This is a genomic window from Zhongshania marina, from assembly GCF_002915595.1.
Classification (GTDB): domain Bacteria; phylum Pseudomonadota; class Gammaproteobacteria; order Pseudomonadales; family Spongiibacteraceae; genus Spongiibacter; species Spongiibacter marinus_B.
In genome coordinates this window covers 1-19,993 of sequence record NZ_PQGG01000040.1, presented here as the reverse complement: position 1 = coordinate 19,993, position 19,993 = coordinate 1, and the positions used below count along the sequence as shown (strand labels likewise).

The following is a 19,993-nucleotide window of genomic DNA, read 5'->3' as shown; positions in this document are numbered from 1 at the left end:
TAAATTATGGATTTTGGATTTTCTGAGCAGCAGCGCGATGTGCAGAATTTGGCGCGACAAATTCTAAGCGACAATGTCACCGCAGAAAAACTTAGCCAGTATGACGATTACAAAGCCGAGCGCTTTGATCGGGAGCTGTGGCAAAAATTCGCTGAGGCGGGTTTGCTGGGCGTGGCCATAGACGATGAATTTGGCGGTATGGGCTTCGGCTTTTTTGAGCTCGGTCTACTGGTAGAAGAAGCGGGCCGTGCTATTGCGCCACTGCCCTTAATTTCACATTTGATTTCTGCGGCGCTGCCGATTCAACAATTTGCTAGTCATGCTCAAAAGCTGGCGTGGCTGCCGAAAGTCGCCAGCGGTGAAATTTTGCTAACAGCGGCATTAAGTGAAGCCTATAACGACGACCCAACACAGCCGTATTTAACGACGGCGAAGGCAGAGGGCGACAGTCTTGTGCTTAACGGCGAGAAAGCCAATGTGCCCTTTGCGCACATTGCCGATCGAATATTACTGGCGGCAAAAACCAGCGATGGTATGGCGGTGGTATTGCTAGATCCTAAAGCAGAGGGCGTCAGTCTTAGCGCGCAGCAAGTCACTACCTACGAGCCGCAGTATGTAGTGAGCTTAAACAATGTACGCATTGGTGCGGGCGATATTCTAGCTACCGGAATGGATGGCCAAGCACTGATTCAATGGCTTGCCGAGCGCACTACCGTCGCATTGTGCGCGCATCAGCTAGGCGCCAGCGACAAGGCTATGCGGATGTCGGCGTCTTACACCGCGGAGCGTAAGCAATTTGGGGTATTAATTTCGACGTTTCAGGCGGTGGGGCATCGTGCCGCTAACTGCTTTATCGACGTTGAATGCCTGCGTTTAAACACCTATCAGGCGATTAGCCGTTTGGACGGCGGCTTAGACGCAACAAACGAAGTGCAGATTGCCAAGATTTGGGCCGGTGATGTGGGGCACCGCGTGAGTTACGCCGCTCAGCATTTACATGGCGGCACCGGCATCGATCGCGATTACCCACTGTGGCGCTACTGCACCTGGCTGCGCTATAACGAAATGGCCCTAGGAGGTTCTGCAAAAACCTTGGCCAAGCTCGGTAAGCGCATAGCGGCGGGGCAGGCCTTCTGCAGTTAGTTTCTGGATGATTTTAGAGCCGCCTGCGGGCGGCTTTTTTGTATCTGCCATTCCGGTGACGGTGCTTTAATGACGGCTATACTTAAGCTGCTACTTAACAAGGATAGATAAGGGGTGTTAGCATCGCGGTTTTGGCGGGAATGTGTTTTATCCCCTGAATGTAAAATAAAACAGGATAATAATAATGACACATATTCGGCATATTGCTGCTTGGCTTTTAGTCGGCGGGTTTGTCGGCGCTGTAAATGCCACAGAAACCGGAAATATTCTCGGTGAAGTGGGGTTTGTTGACGAAGAAACCGGTGTCACGGTTGAGGCTGTTGAGCGTGGCGAAAAGTCTGGCGAGTACCGCGTATTAATTTCTGTGCCGCGCAAAGGCGATTCGCCGGCAATGGAGATCGAGGAGGTGTTGGTTACCGCCCCGGAAATAAAAGCCGATGAAGCAGAAGTGCCACCGCGCTATGAGTTTGTGAAGGATTATAGCGAAGACCGCTATGGCTTTTATGTGTATATCGGTAAACGCCGAGATTGGCCCTTTCGTATTTATTTTAAAGACCACAGCAGCGAGCTACTTCATAATCGCTAAAGCCAAACCTATCTCAATGGCCATTTATCACAGCTTTCCAGCGATATAAATACGCCGATAATACTCGAATTAGCACCGTTTTCTGTTAGGGTTTGTTCATTCTTATTTGCGGCCACAGCCAGTGGCTGGTGGGCTAAATTTAGGTGCAGATAATATGGAATGGACACGTGACCGCATTGCCGTCAGTGACGGTGTTGAACTTGCCTACGAAGAAATTGGCGCGCCAGATGCGCAGGTCATTTTACTTATCATGGGTTACGCCAGTCAGTTAATTGTGTGGCCGGAATCGTTTTGTCATCGCCTAGCCGACACTGGTTATCGGGTTATTCGTTTTGATAATCGCGATGTGGGTTTATCTAGTCAAATTGATGCGGCAGTGCCAAATATAATCGGTTTGAGCCTGCGCCAAAAACTTAAATTACCGCTAAAAGTCGCGTATACACTAGATGATATGACCGCCGATACAGTGGCGCTGCTAGATGCACTAAGTGTCTCCAGTGCCCATATTGTTGGTGCTTCTATGGGGGGCATGATCGCACAGCTAATGGCGGCTAATTATCCTGAGCGGGTGCGCTCCTTGGTGTCGCTGATGTCTAGCTCTAGCTATGGCGGAATGAAGCCGAAAATCCTCTGGCATATTTTGAATAAAGCCGCACCAGAGCGCGATGCACAGATAGCTCATTCATTAAAAACATGGCAATTAATTTCTAGCCCTGAATTTGGCGATCCCGTTCAGCAATTACGTTCGCGGATTGAAGCAGCCTACGAGCGGGGTAATTATCCAGCGGGTAAAGCGCGGCAAATGGCGGCGATAATGGCCAGTGGCAGTCGCCAAAAAATACTGCCTAAAATTAACGCGCCAACTTTGGTGATACACGGCGACAAAGATCCTATGCTGCCCTTAAAAGGCGCTAAAGACACCGCCCGCCGTATTCCAAACGCACGCTTGGAAGTGGTGGCGGGGATGGGTCACGATATTCCCGAGGCCTTACTCGGTGAGCTGGTCGATCTGATCTTGGGGCATGTTGGTGGGAAAACCGAAAAACAGTAGCCTCAATTACTTCCCGTATTCTTATAGCAGTCCTTTTTCAAGCTGCCTTTTAATCCACCTGGCGGAATTCGCCGTCGCATTTGCGCCGGTTTGCTCGCCCACTAAATTTGCGGCGAGCACTAGCTTGCCTAAATCTATACCGGTGTCGAAGCCCATTTGATTCAGCATGAGTACCACGTCTTCGGTGGCGACATTACCTGAGGCGCCAGGCGCGAAGGGGCAGCCGCCTAGGCCGCCAATCGACGAATCAAATTTACGAATTCCACACTCAACAGCTGCAAAAACATTGGCGACACCCATAGCGCGGGTGTCGTGAAAATGGCAGGACAAACGCTGGGCGCCGAATTCTTTAACCAACTTAGTCATTAAGGATTTAACTTGGCCAGGTGATGCCGCGCCGATGGTGTCGGCCAGTACTACTTCTGGTGCGCCAGCCGCGAACAGCTCGGCGCATAAGTCGATGACGGTTTTTTCTGGCACTAGGCCTTCAAAGGGGCATTCCCAAGCCGTGGCAATACAGGCGAGGGTGGTGATGTGATCTGCTTGGCCACGTCCCAGCACGTCCTTTGCAAAGCTAAGCACTTGAGCGTTGTTCATGCGGATATTTTGTTCGTTCATGGTATTGCTGGCGGCAATGACTATGTTCGCGGTGTCAATGCCAGATGCTTTTGCTAGCTCATAGCCTTTAAGGTTGGGTATGAGTGCAGAAAAGTGGTAATCACCCTTTGGTAGCGCTGCAACCAGTTCAGCGGTGCCGCGCATTGCTGGTACGGCGACAGGCGATACAAACGAGCCCACTTCAATATGCTTTACGCCAGCGTCTATTAAGGCATTTATCAGCGCAAGGCGTTGCTGAGGTTCTAAAATCACCGCTTGGTTTTGCAGGCCGTCGCGTGGGCCTACGTCGTTGATAATGATTTTTTCAGGCATACTGAATCCGTTTTTTGATTACTTTAACGAGGAGTGTGATCCGCCACTAATTAGCTATGATAGCAGCGCATATGAGCTAGGCGATATCTTTAGTCCTGAGAGGCTTCAGTTTTGTCGATATACAGATAACGTGCCTACTATTCAGCTTGCGTAGACAACCGACCCGCCATCAATAACTAAGAGCCCTCCGGTCATATAAGATGAGGCCCGAGAGCATAAATAAATGACGGTGCCGGCGGCGTCTTCTAATGCGCCAACACGGCCCATAGGGATGCTGTTGTTTAAGGCCTCTTCGTCCTCCATTAAAAACGCCGTCATACTGCTGGGGAACATGCCGGGAGCGATGGCGTTTACATTAATATGGTCTTTAATCAAGCTGGCCGCTAATTGCTGAGTGAGCTGTATGACGGCGGCTTTACTGGCAGAGTAGGAAAAGGTCGGCTGCTGGGAATAGCGTAGCGCGTAAATCGACGAGAGATTGACGATACGGGCAGGATCATTTTTTGTACCGGATTCACGCAAAAGCGGCAGTAATTTCTGACTTAGAAAAAACACAGACTTAACATTAAGGTCCATGACTTTATCCCAGCCACTTTCTGGAAATTCATCAATAGGAGAACCCCAGGTAGCGCCGGCATTATTAATGAGAATATCGAGTTTACTTTCTTTAGCTGCCAATGCTTCCGCGAGCTGGCTTATCCCTTCTAATTGAGAAAGGTCTGAGGGTATCGCAATACATTCGCCAAGTTTAGACAAGCGCTGCTGTGTTTCTTCTAGCTCTTTAACTTTGCGGGAGGTGATATACACCTTGGCGCCGGATCGCACAAAACCTTCTGCAATCATCGCGCCTATACCGCGAGAGCCACCAGTCACTAAGGCAGTTTTGCCGGCTACGGAAAATAAGTCCTGCATAATATCTCCTATTCACGATCTGGATTAGCGTTTGCGATATTGTTCTTCGCCAAAGGAATAAGACCATGTTTTCTCGTCTAACTCCATTTTGAAATTAGGCGGAAGTTGATAAACCCAGCCATGGATTAAGTCTTTACCGCGCTGAACCGCTGGGCGCGCATCGATGCGTTGAAACCATGCATATAAATTCGGAAAGTCTTTATCTAAATGAATGTCGATTAAGGGCAGGGCGCGCAGCCACGGCCAGCAGGCGATGTCGGCAATAGAATAGTCGCCGGCGAGGTAGTCTTGGTCTTGTAGCTGGGTCTCTAATACTCGGCATTGGCGGAGGCTTTCGTTTACATAACGCTCCCGAGCGTAATCCTGTTGCACCCGGGCATAGCGAATAAAGTGGTGCGCTTGGCCCTGAAGGGGCCCAACGCTGGCGACCTGAAACATCAACCACTGAATTTGCTGAAAGCGTATGCTGGCGTCCTTTGATATTAATTTTCCGGTTTTTTCAGCCAAATAAAGCAGTATCGCGCCGGTTTCAAAAACCACCATTGGCTCGGGGCCACCTGATATGGGGTCGTGATCGACAATTACCGGCAATTTATTGTTTGGATTTAGCGCAAGTAATTCTGGTTTAAATTGATCGCCCTTACTGATGTCGTAGGGAATAACATTGTATTCAAGCCCGAGCTCCTCTAGAGCGATCGAAATTTTGTGGCCATTGGGGGTGGGTACAGTATGCAGGTCGATCACGGCGCGACTCTCCTTATGTTATTGTCAATTATGTTGACATTTAAAGGCGGCGATTGTCCAGCCTAATTTATTGGTGTCACCGCGATATTACAGAGTGAAGGCAGCACTTGACGGGGGCTGGGCGAGGGGCTAATAATGTAAACATAATTGACAATATGGCGAAGTGGGAATTTTTGAATTCACCGTCGGCCAGCCGCCGATGACATACCTTGTTTCGGCTATAAATAATAATAAATATAAGGTGATAGAAATGCTGTTCACTCAAAACAAAACTCTTATGGCTACTGCGTTCTTGGCTTGCACTGCGCAAACGGTCATTGCAGATGCTGCTGACCGCGTGGCGAGTAGCGAATCGACATCTCGTAGAATGCTCGAGGAGGTGGTGGTCAGCGCCCAAAAAGTTGAGCAATCCTCGCAGGATGTTCCAATCTCATTAACCGCCGTGAGCGGTGATTTTATGCGCGAAGTTGGCGCAACTGGCTTGCAAGATATTGCACCGTATATTCCCAATGTGCGTTTCTCTTCAGATACTGACCCGGCTTTAGCGCAGATTAACATCCGTGGTTTTGGTTCTAACCCCTTGAACTCCGCCTTTGATAGCTCAGTTGGTTTTGTTCAAGACGAGGTGTTTTTTAATCGCCCTTCATATTACAACGAGGCGATGTTTGATATTGCTAGGGTAGAGGTCTTGCGCGGCCCGCAGGGCACGCTGTTTGGTAAAAACACCATTGCAGGGGTTTTTAATGTGACAACAAAAGGGCCAACAGAGGAGCTCGCAGCAGATTTTCGGATAAATAAAACCGATCCCGATGAAGTGAGTTATGAGGCTGGTGTTGGCGGCATGGTCACGGATTGGTTTGGAGTTCGTGTAGCCGCGCAGGATATTAGCCGCGACGGTCAATTGCATAATCAGTTTTTAAATCGTCAAGATGACGAGCATGAACAAAACGCCCAGCGACTCAAATTACTATTTTTACCTTCAGAAAATATATCTGTAGAGCTGATGGGCGTTACATCAGAAACCTCGGCAAATTACTGGGGTCTTCAATTAATGAATTTGGACGAGGGCACAAGTGCCTTTTTGGAAAATTACGACCCTGATATTGAAGGCGATCCTTATAATTTTAAGGGCTCCTATGACCAGTCGGGATTCTTGGATAAAACATCTGACACACTCAGCATGAAAACCGATTGGGATATAGGCCCCGTAGGTGTGTTGAATAACCTCAATATGGTGTTAGTGCTAGCCGATACCGAATTAACGATAGATAGCTTGGTTGATCTAGATACTTCACCGGCTGATCTTGCTGCTTTGGCCGTGGTGTCTGACTATGAGCAGCAATCTGCAGAATTACGTTTTACCGGAACCGCAGACAGCTTGTTTGGCATTGGTGCGGGAGTGGAGTTTGTGCTTGGCGCCTACGTGTTTGATTCGCGCTTTAGTCAGCGCACACAAATTACGGCAGGCAGCGACTTTGGTGCCTATTTGACGACAGACGACGCCCTGCAATTGGTGTCTGGGCAAACAAGCGTATCGAGTGGCGGCTTACTTGGCGGCTTAAATTTAGCGGGCATTGGATTAATAAGCGATATTACTGGCGCAGTTATCGGCGAGGATTACCTGCAGCTTGATTACCTTTTGAATGTCGACGCACAGGCGATTTTTGCGCAAATGACCTGGGCGCTGACCGAGCAGTTAATTGTCACGCCGGGGATTCGGTTTAGCAGAGAGCACAAAGTGGCCGACGCGAGTGGCAAAGGCGTGTGCCAAACCGCCGCCTTGGGTACGCCCTGTTTAATGGAGTTGGCACTGAGCGCAGAAGACTACGACGAGCGCGGGCTAAGCCGCAAAGAAACAGACGTGTCGCCTAAATTGTCGCTTCAATATTATTTGAATAGCGATACCAATGTATTTCTTACCTATGCGAGAGGATATAAAAGCGGCGGCTTTAACGCCTCGTCTTTTGGTGGCGAAGACTTAGGTTTTGAACCAGAGGAAGCGGCAACTATAGAAGCCGGTTTTAAAGGCGAGTTTTTTGACAACACCCTACGTTTGAATGCGGCGGTATACCAAACCCAGTTCGATAATCTGCAAGTGTTGGCATTTAATGGCGCATTCTTTGATGTGACTAACGCAGCGTCGGCGATTTCTCGCGGCTTGGAAATGGACTTTATGTGGCTCACGCCATTTGAACCGCTAAGTATTGCGGGTTCTTTGGGCTTGTTGGATGCCAAGTACGACAGTTACCCAAATGCGCCGGCACCCGTGACCAGTGGTTTAAATGCGAATCAGGACTTGAGCGGTAAACGTATCGCCTTTGCGCCTGAGCAAAGCGCCAGTATCACCCCGACCCTGACTCTGCCGATTTTTGGCTTGGCGATGCGTGCCAGCGTAGATTATTTGTATCAGGGCAATCAGTTTACCGACGGCGATTTAGATCCCAATAGTTATCTTGAGGGCTTTTCTCAAATTTCTGCGCGGATTAGTTTGGGGTCGTGGGATCAGCGTTGGGCGCTAACATTGGGCGGTAGCAATTTGACCGATGAGAAAGTGTTGAATCAAGTTTTAGATACCGTGTTCTTCCCCGGTTCGTATAATGCGCGACAAAAGTCTGGACGCAAGGTTTTTGCGTCGCTGTCGTTTGCTTGGTAAGTCTTTACTGGGTGGAAACAGGGAAATAATATAGCAGTGCGACGAATTGCCGCAGGTTTATACAGCCGCTTGTGTTTGACGGCCTTTATAAAAATCTGTACATTTCGCCGCGTTGCAAGAGTCACTAAACAGACTCTTAATAACGGGTTCTCGCAACTTTTCTAGTTCGAGATTAAACGGGAAGTTGGTGTATTTCTAAAATTGAGAAATAAACCCAACACTGCCCCCGCAACGGTAAATGAGTGAGTCATTAAATGACTCTAAGGCAATATCATTCTGCCACTGTGCTTAAAAGCATGGGAAGGCGATGTTGTTAAACGCTCATGAGTCCGGAGACCGGCCCGCTATTACGCAAACGAACCACGGAGGGTGGTTGCGTTGGCTCGGTTGTGTTAGTGCACAAAGTGCGCTCCATTCTGTCTTGCCAATCTATTCTCTGTGGAATTCTTGAAAGTCTGATTTTACGGCGTTTATGCGTCTGTTCAGGACTTTCTTTGTGTCCATTTGCCCGGGGTTGGGCTACTGAGGATATCTCATGAATTTACGAATCCTATTCGCTGTAGCGCTTGTGTTACCAGCGCAGGCTTTGCCGGTATTTGCAGACGTGTCGGCTAAAGATCAGCAAACTAATACCGAGTATATGTTAGTTACTGGTATCCAAGATCGCAGAAATTTAGCTTTAGATGAGGGTAGCGAAACAGGCTCCCGACTTAATATTTCCCTGCGTGATCTTCCCGCAAGTGTGTCTGTTATCAGTCAAGATATGATTCAACAATTTGGCGCACGCACGGCAATGGAAGCCGTTGAAACCGCAGTGGGTATGATTGGCGGTACCGGTGTGGGTTCTATCCCCGGCTACTCAACGCGGGGGTTTAGCAGTAACGATATTACTATATTGCGTGATGGTGTTCGTCAAAATACTAACTCACAATCGGCTCGACCGCTTGATAGTTTTATGTTCGATCGCATCGAAGTCTTAAAGGGCCCGGCTTCCTTGTTGCACGGAGAAGGCGCGGTGGGTGGGGCCATTAATTATGTGACTAAAATGCCCACTAAGGATTTTGTGGGTGAGGCTTTGGTGAGTGCGGGGTCTTGGGATAATTATCGCAGTGCTATCGGTATGGGCGGGCCAACGGCGCTAGAAAATCTTTACTACCGCGCGGATTTTTCGCATAACGAAAATGGCGGATATGTTCACGGTAGTAGTGAAAGCTACGACGCACTGGGCGGCAGTTTGCTTTGGGAGGCTAGTAATACAGCACGCTTTACACTTAGCGGGAGTTATTTCGAAGATGACGTCGAAAGCTATTATGGCACCCCGGTAGTGTACGATGCGGTGATTAATTCGGATGGCGTGCAGGAGGTTCGGCCTGCCAATACGAGCACCGACACGCTAGTAAATCCCCGCATCGCAAGTGGAACTCGCCGCCTAAATTATAATAATTTAGATAATTTCGCTCGTGCAGAAAACGGTTACGGCCGTTTTATTAGTGACCTTATTTTGTCTGATAACTGGTCGCTTCGTAATGAACTCTATTTGGCGACACAAAAATTAGATTGGCGAAATACTGAGAAAACGGTCTGGAATCCGCTAACGGAAATGGTGGACAGAAGTAGTTTTTTCCTTATCTATCGAGACGATACGCAAGTCGGAAACCGCTTAGATCTGCGCTAGAATGGTGAATTGCTAGGTCGGCCTAATCAATTTGTGGTTGGCACATTGTATGACCACAATAATCAAAATCGTAATAGTGGTCAGAGTTATGATGGTAGCCCAGACCCTGCTAGCGTAAGTTTGCGGGATGTTGATCGAGGATATGGCCCTGACGTTAAAGCGCAAAGAACAGCCAAGATTATCACTAAAAACACGGCATTTTATCTCGAGAATGTACTCGACCTTAATAGTGAGCTAAAACTGATCGGCGGCCTGCGCTACGACGCCATCGACGTTGAACGTAAATCCTATACCGGTGAAGACAAATACCATAAAAGTTATTACCCCGTGACTGGGCGTTTTGGTGTGGTATACAGCGTGTTACCTGAAGTTAATTTATACGCAAGCTACAGTCGCGCAGCCCAGCCGGTGTCTCAGTTAGTTAGTCTTAATGCGAGTCGAGACGAATTCAGTTTACAAAAAGGTGAACAGATAGAACTCGGGGCAAAGGCTAGTTTGCTGGAGGATAGCCTTGATGTAACGGTCGCGCTTTACGATATAGAAAAGCGGGATATTCTCACATCCGACGTTATCAATGGCGTCAGAATAAGCTCGCAAATAGGCGCTCAGGTGTCGCAAGGGTTAGAAGTGGCAGCATCTGCTAGGTTGGCAGATGACTGGCGTGTGAATGCGAACGTGGCGTGGAACTGGAAAGCAGAGTTTGACGAATTTAACGAAAACCTCGGCACGGATATTATATCGCGCAGCGGCAATACTCCCACTAATGTTCCGGAGTGGACCGCGGCGCTTTATATCAATAAAACCCTAGGTGATTGGCAGATTAATGGTGGTGTACGCTATGTGGGCGAGCGCAACGCCAATAACAATAACGGCATTGAACTAGAGTCCTATACCACCCTCGATGCCAGTGTTGCTTATCGCTGGCAGCGGTATACGGTTACCCTGCGCGGCCGTAACCTTAGCGATGAAGTCTATGCATCCTGGGCTTCCACCGGCGGTTTAACGCAGCGCTTGGCTGATCCGCGCAGCGCTGAACTAAGCGTTCACTACAGCTTTGCCGACTGATGTCTAATCAACCAGCAATGCATAAAAAGAAACGACATATCGTCAGGCTACTGACATGGAAGTGGTGGAAGCGACAGTTGTTTCTATTGCACCGGTGGCTGGGCATTATTCTGTGCCTGTTATTTTGCGCTTGGTTTGTCAGCGGTATTTTCATGATGTACGTGGAATATCCGACGTTGAGTTTACGTGAGCGTTTAGCGGGACAGGCGACATTGGATTTCTCGTCGTCAAAATACAGCGCTGCAGACGCGGTAGCGACGTTAAGCGCGAAGGATTTTCAGTGTGTCGCCACACCAAGAGAGAATCAGTGTGACGCAGCGATAGATTCTAATGCCGCCGTGGAGCCAACAAAAGTTCGTCTTGGCATGATGTTGGGTCGGCCGCTGTATTACGTGAATGTACTTGGCGGCGCGCAACCCCGTGCGGTCTACGCAGATACTGGTGAAGTGCTCGATGTTGTTGAAGTGCCGCTGGCCCAGCGTCATGCCGAGGATTTTTTTAGGCGTAGCCGTGCAACTAACAAAACGTTTACAGCGCACTATCTTGGCCGTATTCAAGCCGATCAGTGGACATTATCTTCGGCATTGAACGGGCACCGACCTTTGCTGTATTTTGCCTTTGACGATGACCAGCATACCGAATTTTATGTTTCCTCTGTCACTGGTGAGGTAGTTCGTGACAGTCATAGATTGGAGCGAGCGCTGAATTATTTTTCTGCCGTGACCCACTGGATCTACCCCACGGTATTGCGGAAATTTCCCGATCTTTGGGCTTGGGTCGTAGATATTTTAGCAACGGCGGGAGTCGTGCTTTCGGTAAGTGGTTTGTGGATGGGCTGGCTGCGCTGGAAGCGAAAGCCAAAGCCTGGCAAGCCGGCTATTCCGTACAAGGGCATTATGCGCTGGCACTATATAACAGGGGTGTTGTTTGGCACGGTGACCTTGCTGTGGGTTTTTAGCGGATTACTGTCGATGAACCCCGGTCAGCTAAACCCATCTCGTTCTCCTTCAAGTGTTCAGAAGCAGCAGTTCACCGGTATTGAACAGGCGCTTATTCCCGAGGCATTTCCCCATGTTACCCCGGAGTTTGTCGACACCGTGGTAGAGGCCGAACTCGTTCATTTTGATGGGCGGGCGCAGTACCAGATTTGGCATCGGGACGGAGTAACACAGAGGATCACTGGCGATGGCATCGCGCTGTCGGCACCAGATAGATCACGCTTGATCGAATTGGCGGGTAAATTACTGCCCGGCCAAGCGAGCGAGTATACAGTGCTCGATCGCTACGACAGCTACTACTTTACACGCCATCCTGAACGCGGTGGCAAGCCACTTCCCGTTCTTCGGGTTATGTACGGTGACGCCGACAATACCTGGTTTCATATCAACCTCAGCAACGGCGATTTGCTAGATAAAAGTAGTTCGGTAAACCGATTGTATCGCTGGTTATATAACGGCTTGCACTCTTGGGATTTTATCTGGCTGTGGGAGCGCCGACCGCTGTGGGATATTGTGGTAATCACTTTATCACTAGGTGGTTTTAGCTTGTCGGTATTGGGGGTGGTGGTAGGGTGGCGTCGCCTGAAGTTTTAAGCAGAATCGCCAATAGCGGTGAGTTAAATTGCTAGTTGCGTCATACCGGCTTGAGGTCGGTATGACGGCTGACTTTAGTCGTTACGCCTTTTTAATAAGCCGAATAATATAAATTAAAATAATGGCCCCAGCGGTGGAGGTGATTATTGAACCAATTAAACCGCCAGCTGAAATACCTAAAAAGCTAAATACATAGCCACCCACGATAGCGCCAACCACGCCGACAATAATATTGCCGACTAAGCCAAAGCCGCCGCCTTTCATGATCTTGCCTGCTAGCCAACCCGCTAACGCACCAATCGCTAAGAAAATAATCAATCCCTGTGCATCCATTGTGTCACCTCTGGTTTTTTTGATTTTGCTAAACACGCTCGTAATGTTAGGTTTCTAAATACAATTTTTGTTCAACATTATGATTAGTCTAAAAAGCCACTTTACGCTATTTAGGCTTGTTGTGTTTTTTAGCATGTCCATCTTTTGCCGATTCTAAGATTGATGAATTTACCTAACTGCCGGAATCCGAATTACAGTGGCTGCATTTAGCCCACTCTTCTTGAACGACGTTTTCCAGTAAATCACGGAGCCAAATTAAGCCGGGATCTCGATCTAATCGCGTGTGCCATACAAGGTAGATGGGGCTAGGCTCGATGCTCAGCGGCGGATCAGTTATCCAAAGTTCTGAACTAAAATGCGTGCCACCGGCCACCATTTGGGGAACCACCGCGATTAAATCACTGTGACTTAACAGCTTGGGGACAGCGGAAAAATGATTAACGGTCATTGCCACTCGACGGCGTTTCTCTAAGCGCTGTAGTGCTTGATCGACATTGCCCCGTGGGTCACCAGACTGAGAAACCAGTAAATGCTTGGCCGCGAGGAAATCATCCATGGTGATTGGCTTGCCTGCCAGGGGGTGGCTTTTGCGCATAACCAGTTTGTAGCTGTTTTGATATAGCGGAATTGAGCGCAGACTGCGGTCGTGTTGGTTTAAAGGGCCTAGGCCAATATCAATGCGTGCTTCGCGCAATTGTTCGATGACACCCATACGCGTGTAGGGCACCGCATATAAGTCAATATGCGGTGCCTGTACCGCGACCTGACAGCTAAACGGTAGCCAGTATAGGTCGACAGATAAATCGGCAATGGCAATGCGGAACTGGCGGTGGGATTGTGCTGGGTCAAAGCCCCGTGACTCAAGCGCCGACGCGAGTTGCTGCATTGGATCGCGCACTTGTGCCCACAAACTTTGGGCAAAGGCGGTTGGCTCAATCTGGCGACCTTTCTTTACAAAAACAGGGTCTTTCCAAATATCGCGCATCCGCGCAATCGCATTCGATACCGCAGGTTGGGACATGGCCAAACGATGGCCGGCCCGGGTAACTGAGCCTTCGGTCATAATCGCGTCGAAAACTTGCAGCAGCGTTAGTTCTTGGCTTTTCATCCTGTTAGCTCTAGCGTCGGTGATTGGTCTACTGTAACTCATCACAATTTATGATGTTTAGTATATCTAGAGACAATTTTTCTTTTGTGTGGTGCGCGCCCATAGTTAATCCCGTAAGCAAAGACCTTAATTGCGGCAGGAGAAATACAATGTCATTAATTCAACAGCTTCAAGAACAGAACTTCAATGAGACGGTCAGTAACACCAAGGGCCCAGTGCTAGTCGATTTTTGGGCGGAGTGGTGTGGGCCGTGCAAAATGATGAATCCCGTGCTTGAGAACTTGGCTGGCGAACTGGATGGTAGCGTCGCTATTGCGAAGCTCAATGTAGATGAGAGTCCAGATATTGCCCAGCGTTACAATGTACGCGGTATCCCGACTTTGCTGTTGTTTAACAATGGTGAGTTGGTAGCTCAACGCACTGGTGCAGCATCGCAACAGCAAGTGAAGGCGTTTATTGAGCAGTCTTTATAATGGATCAGCTATTAGGGCCTGTTCACACTAATCTGATTAGTGTGAACAGGCCCTAGGTCGCAAAACGGCCTAATAGCTATATGTAAAACTATTCCCCAATCAGAATCAGTTTGCCGGTCTCTGGGTCGCGGTAAACCTGTCCCAATGCTTCATAGCCATCGCCGCTTTTTAGTTTGTCTTGCACGGTTTTTGGCACTGTTGGCAGTTCTTTGCCTAAGCGAATATCTTTATTGATTTTTTCGGTACTGAAATGCTGCTGTAAGTCAGGGCTGAATGACACCAGCGCCGCAATTAAGCCGCAGGCAAACACCAAGATGATATCGACCAAATTCGCCATTGGGCCGAGCGGGTCTTCGTCGGATTCGAGAAATTCACTATCTCGCCATTTATCCATATTAGCGACTCTCCCCTTGGGATAGACCACTGAGTTGCTGAATAGCTTGGTCGTACCAGCGTCGGCGCAGGCGACCTAGTACAAAGCCGATCATACCCGCTAGCAAGCCGATGACGGTGGTGTCGAAGGCGACAGTCATGGCGGTGGTGAGTATGCGTAACTCACCGTCGCCTAGCGCGGCTAGACCGGGGCCGAGGGGGATCAGGGTTCCCATCAGGCCCAACATGGGTGTTAGACGGGTGAGAAAATCAGCGCGCTCAATGCGGCGCTTGCCCGCTTGTATTAGCGCATCACGATTTCCGGCGTCGCGTAGATGACGAATTCCGCCAAAGCGTTCGCCAATGCTAATGCCAATTTCGTATATGGCGAGGCCGACAAAAAACAGCAGCGCCCAAATCACTGGTGTTAAAAGTAGCGAGGTAATCTGGTGCATGATGCCCAGAGAAATTCCTGAAAACATTATTTGCTCTCCATACGGCTATTTATTTGCCAGCCTGGCGACCGCGCCATAAACCACCCAGCATAATTAAAATGCCAAATGCGATAAGCCACGGCAGATAATTTGAAATTTCGGTTTGGCTAGACTCAGTACTGCTTTCGGCGTCCTTGTTTGTTGAAGAAGAATTTTGCGCCGCAGTCTTGGTGTTACTGTCTATATGTACCGCGTCTAATGAAATTTCTTGTATGTGGCTCGGCGATGTTTCACTGCTGTTTGTCGCATTGATGTCGGCGTCGGCCATGCGGCTTTTGGCTAATACAGATTCTAACTGCGCGGCTTTCTCGGCAGACAGTTGTGACTTCACAAGAGCATACATAGGATGACGAGCGTGGGTGTGTCCGCTGCCGGGGTTGCCGTGCTCTATAATATTGTCGGCAAATTGCTGGGCCAGTTGCTTGGTGGTTTCTGCGTCGGCCTGCCAAAAACCTTTGTCGATGGCAACTAACATCACCGCTAAAATATTGGTTTGCACGTAGCGGTTATTGTCATCTGCAAGAAAGTCATCTAAGCCAAGGTTTTGCGCATCGTCGATGTAAACGGATTTCACTTCTTCCCAAACGCGGTCATTGATAATGTCTGGGCTCGTAACCTGCCAACCCCACAAATACTCAATAAATTCGCTGCCCATGGTGCGGGCACCGGAATAGCCTTCATCCATTAAGGGCTTGATCCACTGCGGATTAAAAAAGCGGCCGCGCAGTTCAGAGAGCAAGGCGTCGTGGAGGGCGTCGATTTGCAGATTGCGATTATCGGCGTGATTGATGACCGCGCTGGCGGGCACCTTGCCACTGACGGTTTCTACCGCCAGATTAAAACCGCCTAAATAGTCAAAGGCATCGTTATTGTCGATTAAGCCGTAGAGGTTGCTGGCGCGACCCAAAAAGGTTTGCGACACGCTTTTGAGTTGGCGCTCAAACACATCTTGGGCAGATTCGCCCTGCATACCGGCGCCGTAGGCGTGGCCCATACGTTTAATAAATACCTCGGCCAATTCACAGCGGTCTTGCCATGCGCCACTGCGTTCTACCAGGCGGTTAATGCCGGCGCCGTAGCCGCCGGGGGCAATGCCGAATACCCGCAGGCTGGCTTGGCGACCCAGTTGCTCGGGCTGCATGCTAGGGTTGGCGGCCAGTAATTCGCGGGCTTCGTTCACCCAGTTATTCGCAAATTGGTTTTGCTCTAGCGGCTCGTTGCCGCCTTGCTCGTCTGTCCCGAGTGGAGCCAGTGCTTTTTGTAATGCTAGGCTAAGCGCGGGGTAGTCGTGGCTAATACGGTCTCGGCTGGCGTCCAGCGCCATTAGGCCAGCTTTGTCGAGCAGTAGTAAATGTTCGCCGTAAAGGTCTCTGAATAAACCCGAGGTGGTAAATACCACGTCTAAGCGCGTCGGCTGATCGGGGCCGAGGGGTATGCGCTCTAATCCTTTGATTATGCCGCGGCTATTCCATATTGGTTTTACGCCGAGCAGCTTCATACCAAAGGCAATCATCGCGCCTTCGTCGCGCACCGCGTCAGAGGCCCACAAAATAATGCCCTGCTTGTTATTGCTGGTGTCCACATTGGCAATCGCCACGCCAGACTCGCCGCTAAGTACTTTGGCTGCCAGCGCATTGCCCACATCGAAGCCCACACGGGTTGGCAATAGGCTGCCGTCTAGCGCATAAAAATTGCGGCCGGTGGGCAAAGATTCCGGTGTGCGAATGGGGTCATTGCCCTTGCCGGGCGCGACAAAATGCCCGTTAAGACCGTTGAGTAATGCGCGCATTTCTGCGGCGGGTGAGGCGACGAGCTTTTTACGCCAGTCGGTTTCACGCAGTTTAATTTCTTGGCTATTGCCGTTGTTGTCACCCTGTAGCATGGAGCTAATCATGGTGTCGACGGCATTGCCTTGCCAGTCGCGACCAAATACATGCAGGCCGAGCGGCATAAAGTTTTCTTGTAATTTGGTGAGGTAGTGGCCCACCTCATGGAGCAGGAAACTGTCGTCGGTTTCTTCAAAGCCAATGCCACGCACTTTTAATTCTTCGTCCATACTGGCGATGAGTTCGTCGCGCAAATTGGTCTCGTCGATTTTTTCGCGCAGTGCTTTTACGGCGCGCGCGCGGGTATCGGCGTCGCTGGCGGCTTCAGCACTTTCTATAAGTTGGCGTATTTCTAATAGGGCATCGTAAAGTTCGGTGGCGGCCAGTGGTGGAGTGAGGTGATCTACCATTACCGCAAGGCCGCGACGTTTAGCTTGTATACCTTCGCCAACGCCATCGACGATATAAGGGTAGACACTGGGCAAGTCGCCAACGGCAATGCTTGGGTAGTCGTTTTCGCTTAGGCCCACACTGCGCTTTGGCAGAAATTCATAGGTGGAATGGCGGCCTACGTGCACTAAGGCATCGGCTTTAAATACGTCTTTTAAATAGTGGTAGAAACCTAAATATTGGTGCGGCGGCGGGAAGGACATATTGGCGTGCAATAGCTCTTCGTTAATTTCCCAGCCGCGCGGTGGTTGCGGGCCTAAAAATACATTGCCGAATTGCACGCCGGGAATCAGCATTTTATCTTGCCAAACCATTACCCGACCCGGTGCATCACCCCAGCCACGAATACCTTCAATCCCCATATTGATTAGCGCGTTTACCAATGTTTGGCTCGCCTGCCAATCGGGTTTACCGCCGTCGGCACTGCGGCTAATGAGTGCCGTATATTCCGCTTCGGTTTGCGCCAGCAAATCTAAGGCTCTAACCCGGCCAGCGTCGCGCACACCGTCGAGGGCGTGTTTTAAATCGCTGATGGTGTTGCTCATACGGGCGCTAATTAATGCTAGTTGCGATTGGCGTTCTGTTACCGAGGGCAGGGCGGTCGCCGTGCCGATCTGCTCCTGCAGCCATGCCTGCAGTTCACCCAGGGGGCCGTTGACCATTTCAGCCTGCACACGCTTTGGTAACGTGGCGAACCAGCGTTGGTAGTCTTGTGCGCTGATTGTGTTGATCTGGGTTGACATGGCCGCCAGTGCGGCGCGGTCATCCGGCAGGTTCACGCCCTTTGCCTGCAGTAGGTCTAAAAGTCCGGTGGCGTCTTTTGGCAGTGGGCCGGTGTGATAGCCTGCGGCTTTCAAGGCCCGCAGCATTTCTAATAGGCTTTCGGGTACATTGAGATTGTCGGCACCGATATTGTGGCGACCCGGAGGGTGGTTGTAATACACCACGCCAATGCGTTTGTCGGCATTGGATTTTTCTTGCAGATCCATCCAGCGTGCTAGGCGTTGGCTTTGGCGTTTAACTTCATTGCTGAGTGGCTTGCTGCGGTACACGCTGCCGCCGGTGAGGGGGTCTATGCCGCTAGGTTCAGCTAGGGCTAAGACTTGGGCTTGGGACACACCTTGAAGCTCCGGCATGGCCACGCGGTAGTGAACGGAATCTCTGGGAATACCCTCGGGCGATAAATCCCATTCAGCCTCTGACCATTCACTTAAGCGGATGGCCTTTAATATGGGGAGGTTCAATTCGCCCAGTAATTGGGTGACGGCCTCGCGACCTTCACCGCCACCAATTACAAAATCTTGTATCGCAACAATGGCTGCTGGTGTGCCCGCCAAGGGGCCGCGCATAATGCGATGAATCTCTTGTACGGCATTCACGCTTGGCTCACCCCAGCCGGCGAGAATAGATACGCACTGCCAATGCTTGGCTTGGCAAAGTTGTTGATGTAATTCCCAGTCGCCAGAAATATCGCCACCGTCGTGATCGAGAATCCACAGCGTGCGGCGCATTGGCTTTAATGTTTTGCTCAGAGCCTCGGCACTGAGCCAATGTGCGGCTTTATTTTGATATAGGGCGAAGCGTACCGGAGCCACTTCTCTCACCGGCGCGATCTCTTTGCCACCGCTGAGAATAAAATTGAACAAGCTTGCGGTGTTGTCCACAGAACGATTAACCCAGTAGGAACGTGCTTGTAGCCAGTCTGCATAGCGTGGTGCAGATTTTTGTTTGGCGGCCAATGAGGCGGCGTCAATCACACCATCGCGGTCGCCAACGATTTCCTCAGGCATATCCTTGGCAAAAATAGCGCCGTTGCGATCCCGTTGCAGTGCCATTAATTTGCGGTCGCTGTGGAGTACGGTACGCATTTGGGTGGCGGGAAAACGCTGGCTTAAAAGGCGGTCTACCGCTTCGCCAAAAACCGCGATCATTACTAGGCTTTGGCTGCTGCTGATAAGGCTTTGCAGATGCTCGTCATCCATCGCGATAACTTGGCTGACGGTGCGAATTCGAATTTCTATGTCTTTATGTTGCTGCAGTAGTTGGTGAGCACCGGCAATTAAGGTCGGGGCTGAGCGGTCAGACACAATCGCAGTAAGTGCGTTAACCTTATTTGCAGCCTGAGCGGCGCTGGCACCAAGTAAGCTAAAAAAGGCGCTTAGCAAAAATACAATGGAGTAGAGCTTGGATCGTGCAGCAAAGGGCTTTGCTGTCGCTAACAAAGTAAACATAGAGTGCTTCCCGCCGCTGCTCGCCCGCATACGGCTAATATGGCCATTGACTGATAAAGGCGGGAAGGTGCAGGCTCAGTCGTGGCTGAACAAAGCGTCGACACCCCGTCGCGTTTATCTTGTTATTTCAGGCCGGTCTCCGGACTCACAGAGTGCTCATACATCAGCACGATCAATTCGCCTTCCCACGTAAAACGCAGTGGCTGCTCGCTTTGCTAAAAGCCAGCGGAACGATCATCTCTGTTTACCGTTGCGGGGGCAGTACAGGCATTGCAATGCTGATTAGCAGCGCGCACCTGTTTCCCGTTTCACCTCTGTGTGCAGAAACACACGCGGGCACCTGAAACATCGGCGC

At 50.1% G+C, this 19,993-nt stretch carries 16 protein-coding genes and 2 riboswitches; of the genes, 8 read left to right on the top strand and 8 right to left on the bottom strand.

The window, feature by feature from the left end; genetic code table 11:
* Positions 1-6 precede the first annotated feature (6 nt).
* The 3 genes from C0068_RS16860 (at position 7) to C0068_RS16850 (ending at position 2,780) form a co-directional block, all read left to right on the top strand.
* Complete coding sequence (locus C0068_RS16860) at positions 7-1,143, top strand: acyl-CoA dehydrogenase family protein (RefSeq protein ID WP_103685652.1); 1,137 nt, start codon at positions 7-9, stop codon at positions 1,141-1,143.
* A 184-nt stretch (positions 1,144-1,327) separates the two neighbouring features.
* Positions 1,328-1,729, top strand: coding sequence for a hypothetical protein (locus tag C0068_RS16855; RefSeq protein WP_103685651.1), 402 nt, complete (start codon positions 1,328-1,330; stop codon positions 1,727-1,729).
* A 154-nt stretch (positions 1,730-1,883) separates the two neighbouring features.
* The gene (locus tag C0068_RS16850; protein ID WP_103685650.1) at positions 1,884-2,780 is read left to right on the top strand and encodes an alpha/beta fold hydrolase; all 897 of its coding nucleotides are present in this window, start codon (positions 1,884-1,886) and stop codon (positions 2,778-2,780) included.
* 21 nt (positions 2,781-2,801) lie between these two features.
* On the opposite strand, the gene C0068_RS16845 is transcribed toward C0068_RS16850, so the two are convergent.
* From C0068_RS16845 to C0068_RS16835, 3 genes are all read right to left on the bottom strand, one after another.
* Positions 2,802-3,710 carry a hydroxymethylglutaryl-CoA lyase gene (locus tag C0068_RS16845; RefSeq protein ID WP_103685649.1) on the bottom strand — a complete coding sequence of 303 codons (909 nt, stop codon included), beginning with the start codon at positions 3,708-3,710 and terminating at the stop codon, positions 2,802-2,804.
* A gap of 141 nt (positions 3,711-3,851) precedes the next feature.
* Positions 3,852-4,622 carry an SDR family oxidoreductase gene (locus C0068_RS16840; protein ID WP_103685648.1) on the bottom strand — a complete coding sequence of 257 codons (771 nt, stop codon included), beginning with the start codon at positions 4,620-4,622 and terminating at the stop codon, positions 3,852-3,854.
* A gap of 24 nt (positions 4,623-4,646) precedes the next feature.
* Positions 4,647-5,366, bottom strand: coding sequence for a glutathione S-transferase family protein (locus C0068_RS16835; protein ID WP_103685647.1), 720 nt, complete (start codon positions 5,364-5,366; stop codon positions 4,647-4,649).
* 250 nt (positions 5,367-5,616) lie between these two features.
* On the opposite strand from C0068_RS16835, the gene C0068_RS16830 reads away from it, so the two are divergent.
* The 4 genes from C0068_RS16830 (at position 5,617) to C0068_RS16815 (ending at position 12,351) form a co-directional block, all read left to right on the top strand.
* A complete protein-coding gene (locus C0068_RS16830) occupies positions 5,617-8,019 on the top strand; it encodes a TonB-dependent receptor (protein ID WP_158250019.1) in 2,403 nt (800 codons plus the stop codon).
* A 127-nt stretch (positions 8,020-8,146) separates the two neighbouring features.
* Positions 8,147-8,378, top strand: a riboswitch (cobalamin riboswitch).
* Positions 8,379-8,554: 176 nt separating this feature from the next.
* Positions 8,555-9,694: a TonB-dependent receptor gene (locus tag C0068_RS16825; protein WP_103685645.1), complete on the top strand. Its 1,140-nt coding sequence runs from the start codon at positions 8,555-8,557 to the stop codon at positions 9,692-9,694.
* Between the two features lie 9 nt (positions 9,695-9,703).
* Positions 9,704-10,759, top strand: a complete 1,056-nt coding sequence (locus C0068_RS16820) for a TonB-dependent receptor (RefSeq protein WP_103685644.1) — start codon at positions 9,704-9,706, stop codon at positions 10,757-10,759.
* Positions 10,759-12,351, top strand: coding sequence for a PepSY domain-containing protein (locus C0068_RS16815; protein ID WP_103685643.1), 1,593 nt, complete (start codon positions 10,759-10,761; stop codon positions 12,349-12,351). Before C0068_RS16820 ends, C0068_RS16815 begins: the two co-directional genes overlap by 1 nt.
* An 81-nt stretch (positions 12,352-12,432) precedes the next feature.
* Here the strand turns inward: C0068_RS16815 and C0068_RS16810 are convergent, their stop codons facing one another.
* Together C0068_RS16810 and C0068_RS16805 are read right to left on the bottom strand one after the other, a co-directional pair.
* The gene (locus C0068_RS16810; protein WP_103685642.1) at positions 12,433-12,684 is read right to left on the bottom strand and encodes a GlsB/YeaQ/YmgE family stress response membrane protein; all 252 of its coding nucleotides are present in this window, start codon (positions 12,682-12,684) and stop codon (positions 12,433-12,435) included.
* A gap of 172 nt (positions 12,685-12,856) precedes the next feature.
* The gene (locus C0068_RS16805) at positions 12,857-13,792 is read right to left on the bottom strand and encodes a LysR family transcriptional regulator (RefSeq protein ID WP_103685641.1); all 936 of its coding nucleotides are present in this window, start codon (positions 13,790-13,792) and stop codon (positions 12,857-12,859) included.
* Positions 13,793-13,941: 149 nt separating this feature from the next.
* Here C0068_RS16805 and trxA point away from each other — a divergent pair, with 149 nt between their 5' ends.
* Positions 13,942-14,265 (top strand): thioredoxin, encoded by a 324-nt coding sequence (gene trxA, locus C0068_RS16800; RefSeq protein ID WP_103685640.1) that lies wholly within the window; start codon positions 13,942-13,944, stop codon positions 14,263-14,265.
* 88 nt (positions 14,266-14,353) lie between these two features.
* Here trxA and C0068_RS16795 read toward each other — a convergent pair whose 3' ends face one another.
* From C0068_RS16795 to C0068_RS16785, 3 genes are read right to left on the bottom strand one after another with little or no spacing between them, the layout of a single operon-like run.
* Positions 14,354-14,659, bottom strand: coding sequence for a DUF2149 domain-containing protein (locus tag C0068_RS16795; protein WP_103685639.1), 306 nt, complete (start codon positions 14,657-14,659; stop codon positions 14,354-14,356).
* Position 14,660: 1 nt separating this feature from the next.
* Positions 14,661-15,119, bottom strand: coding sequence for a MotA/TolQ/ExbB proton channel family protein (locus C0068_RS16790; protein ID WP_103685638.1), 459 nt, complete (start codon positions 15,117-15,119; stop codon positions 14,661-14,663).
* A gap of 22 nt (positions 15,120-15,141) precedes the next feature.
* The gene (locus tag C0068_RS16785) at positions 15,142-19,638 is read right to left on the bottom strand and encodes a cobaltochelatase subunit CobN (RefSeq protein WP_103685637.1); all 4,497 of its coding nucleotides are present in this window, start codon (positions 19,636-19,638) and stop codon (positions 15,142-15,144) included.
* Between the two features lie 113 nt (positions 19,639-19,751).
* A riboswitch (cobalamin riboswitch) is annotated at positions 19,752-19,989 on the bottom strand.
* Positions 19,990-19,993 lie beyond the last annotated feature (4 nt).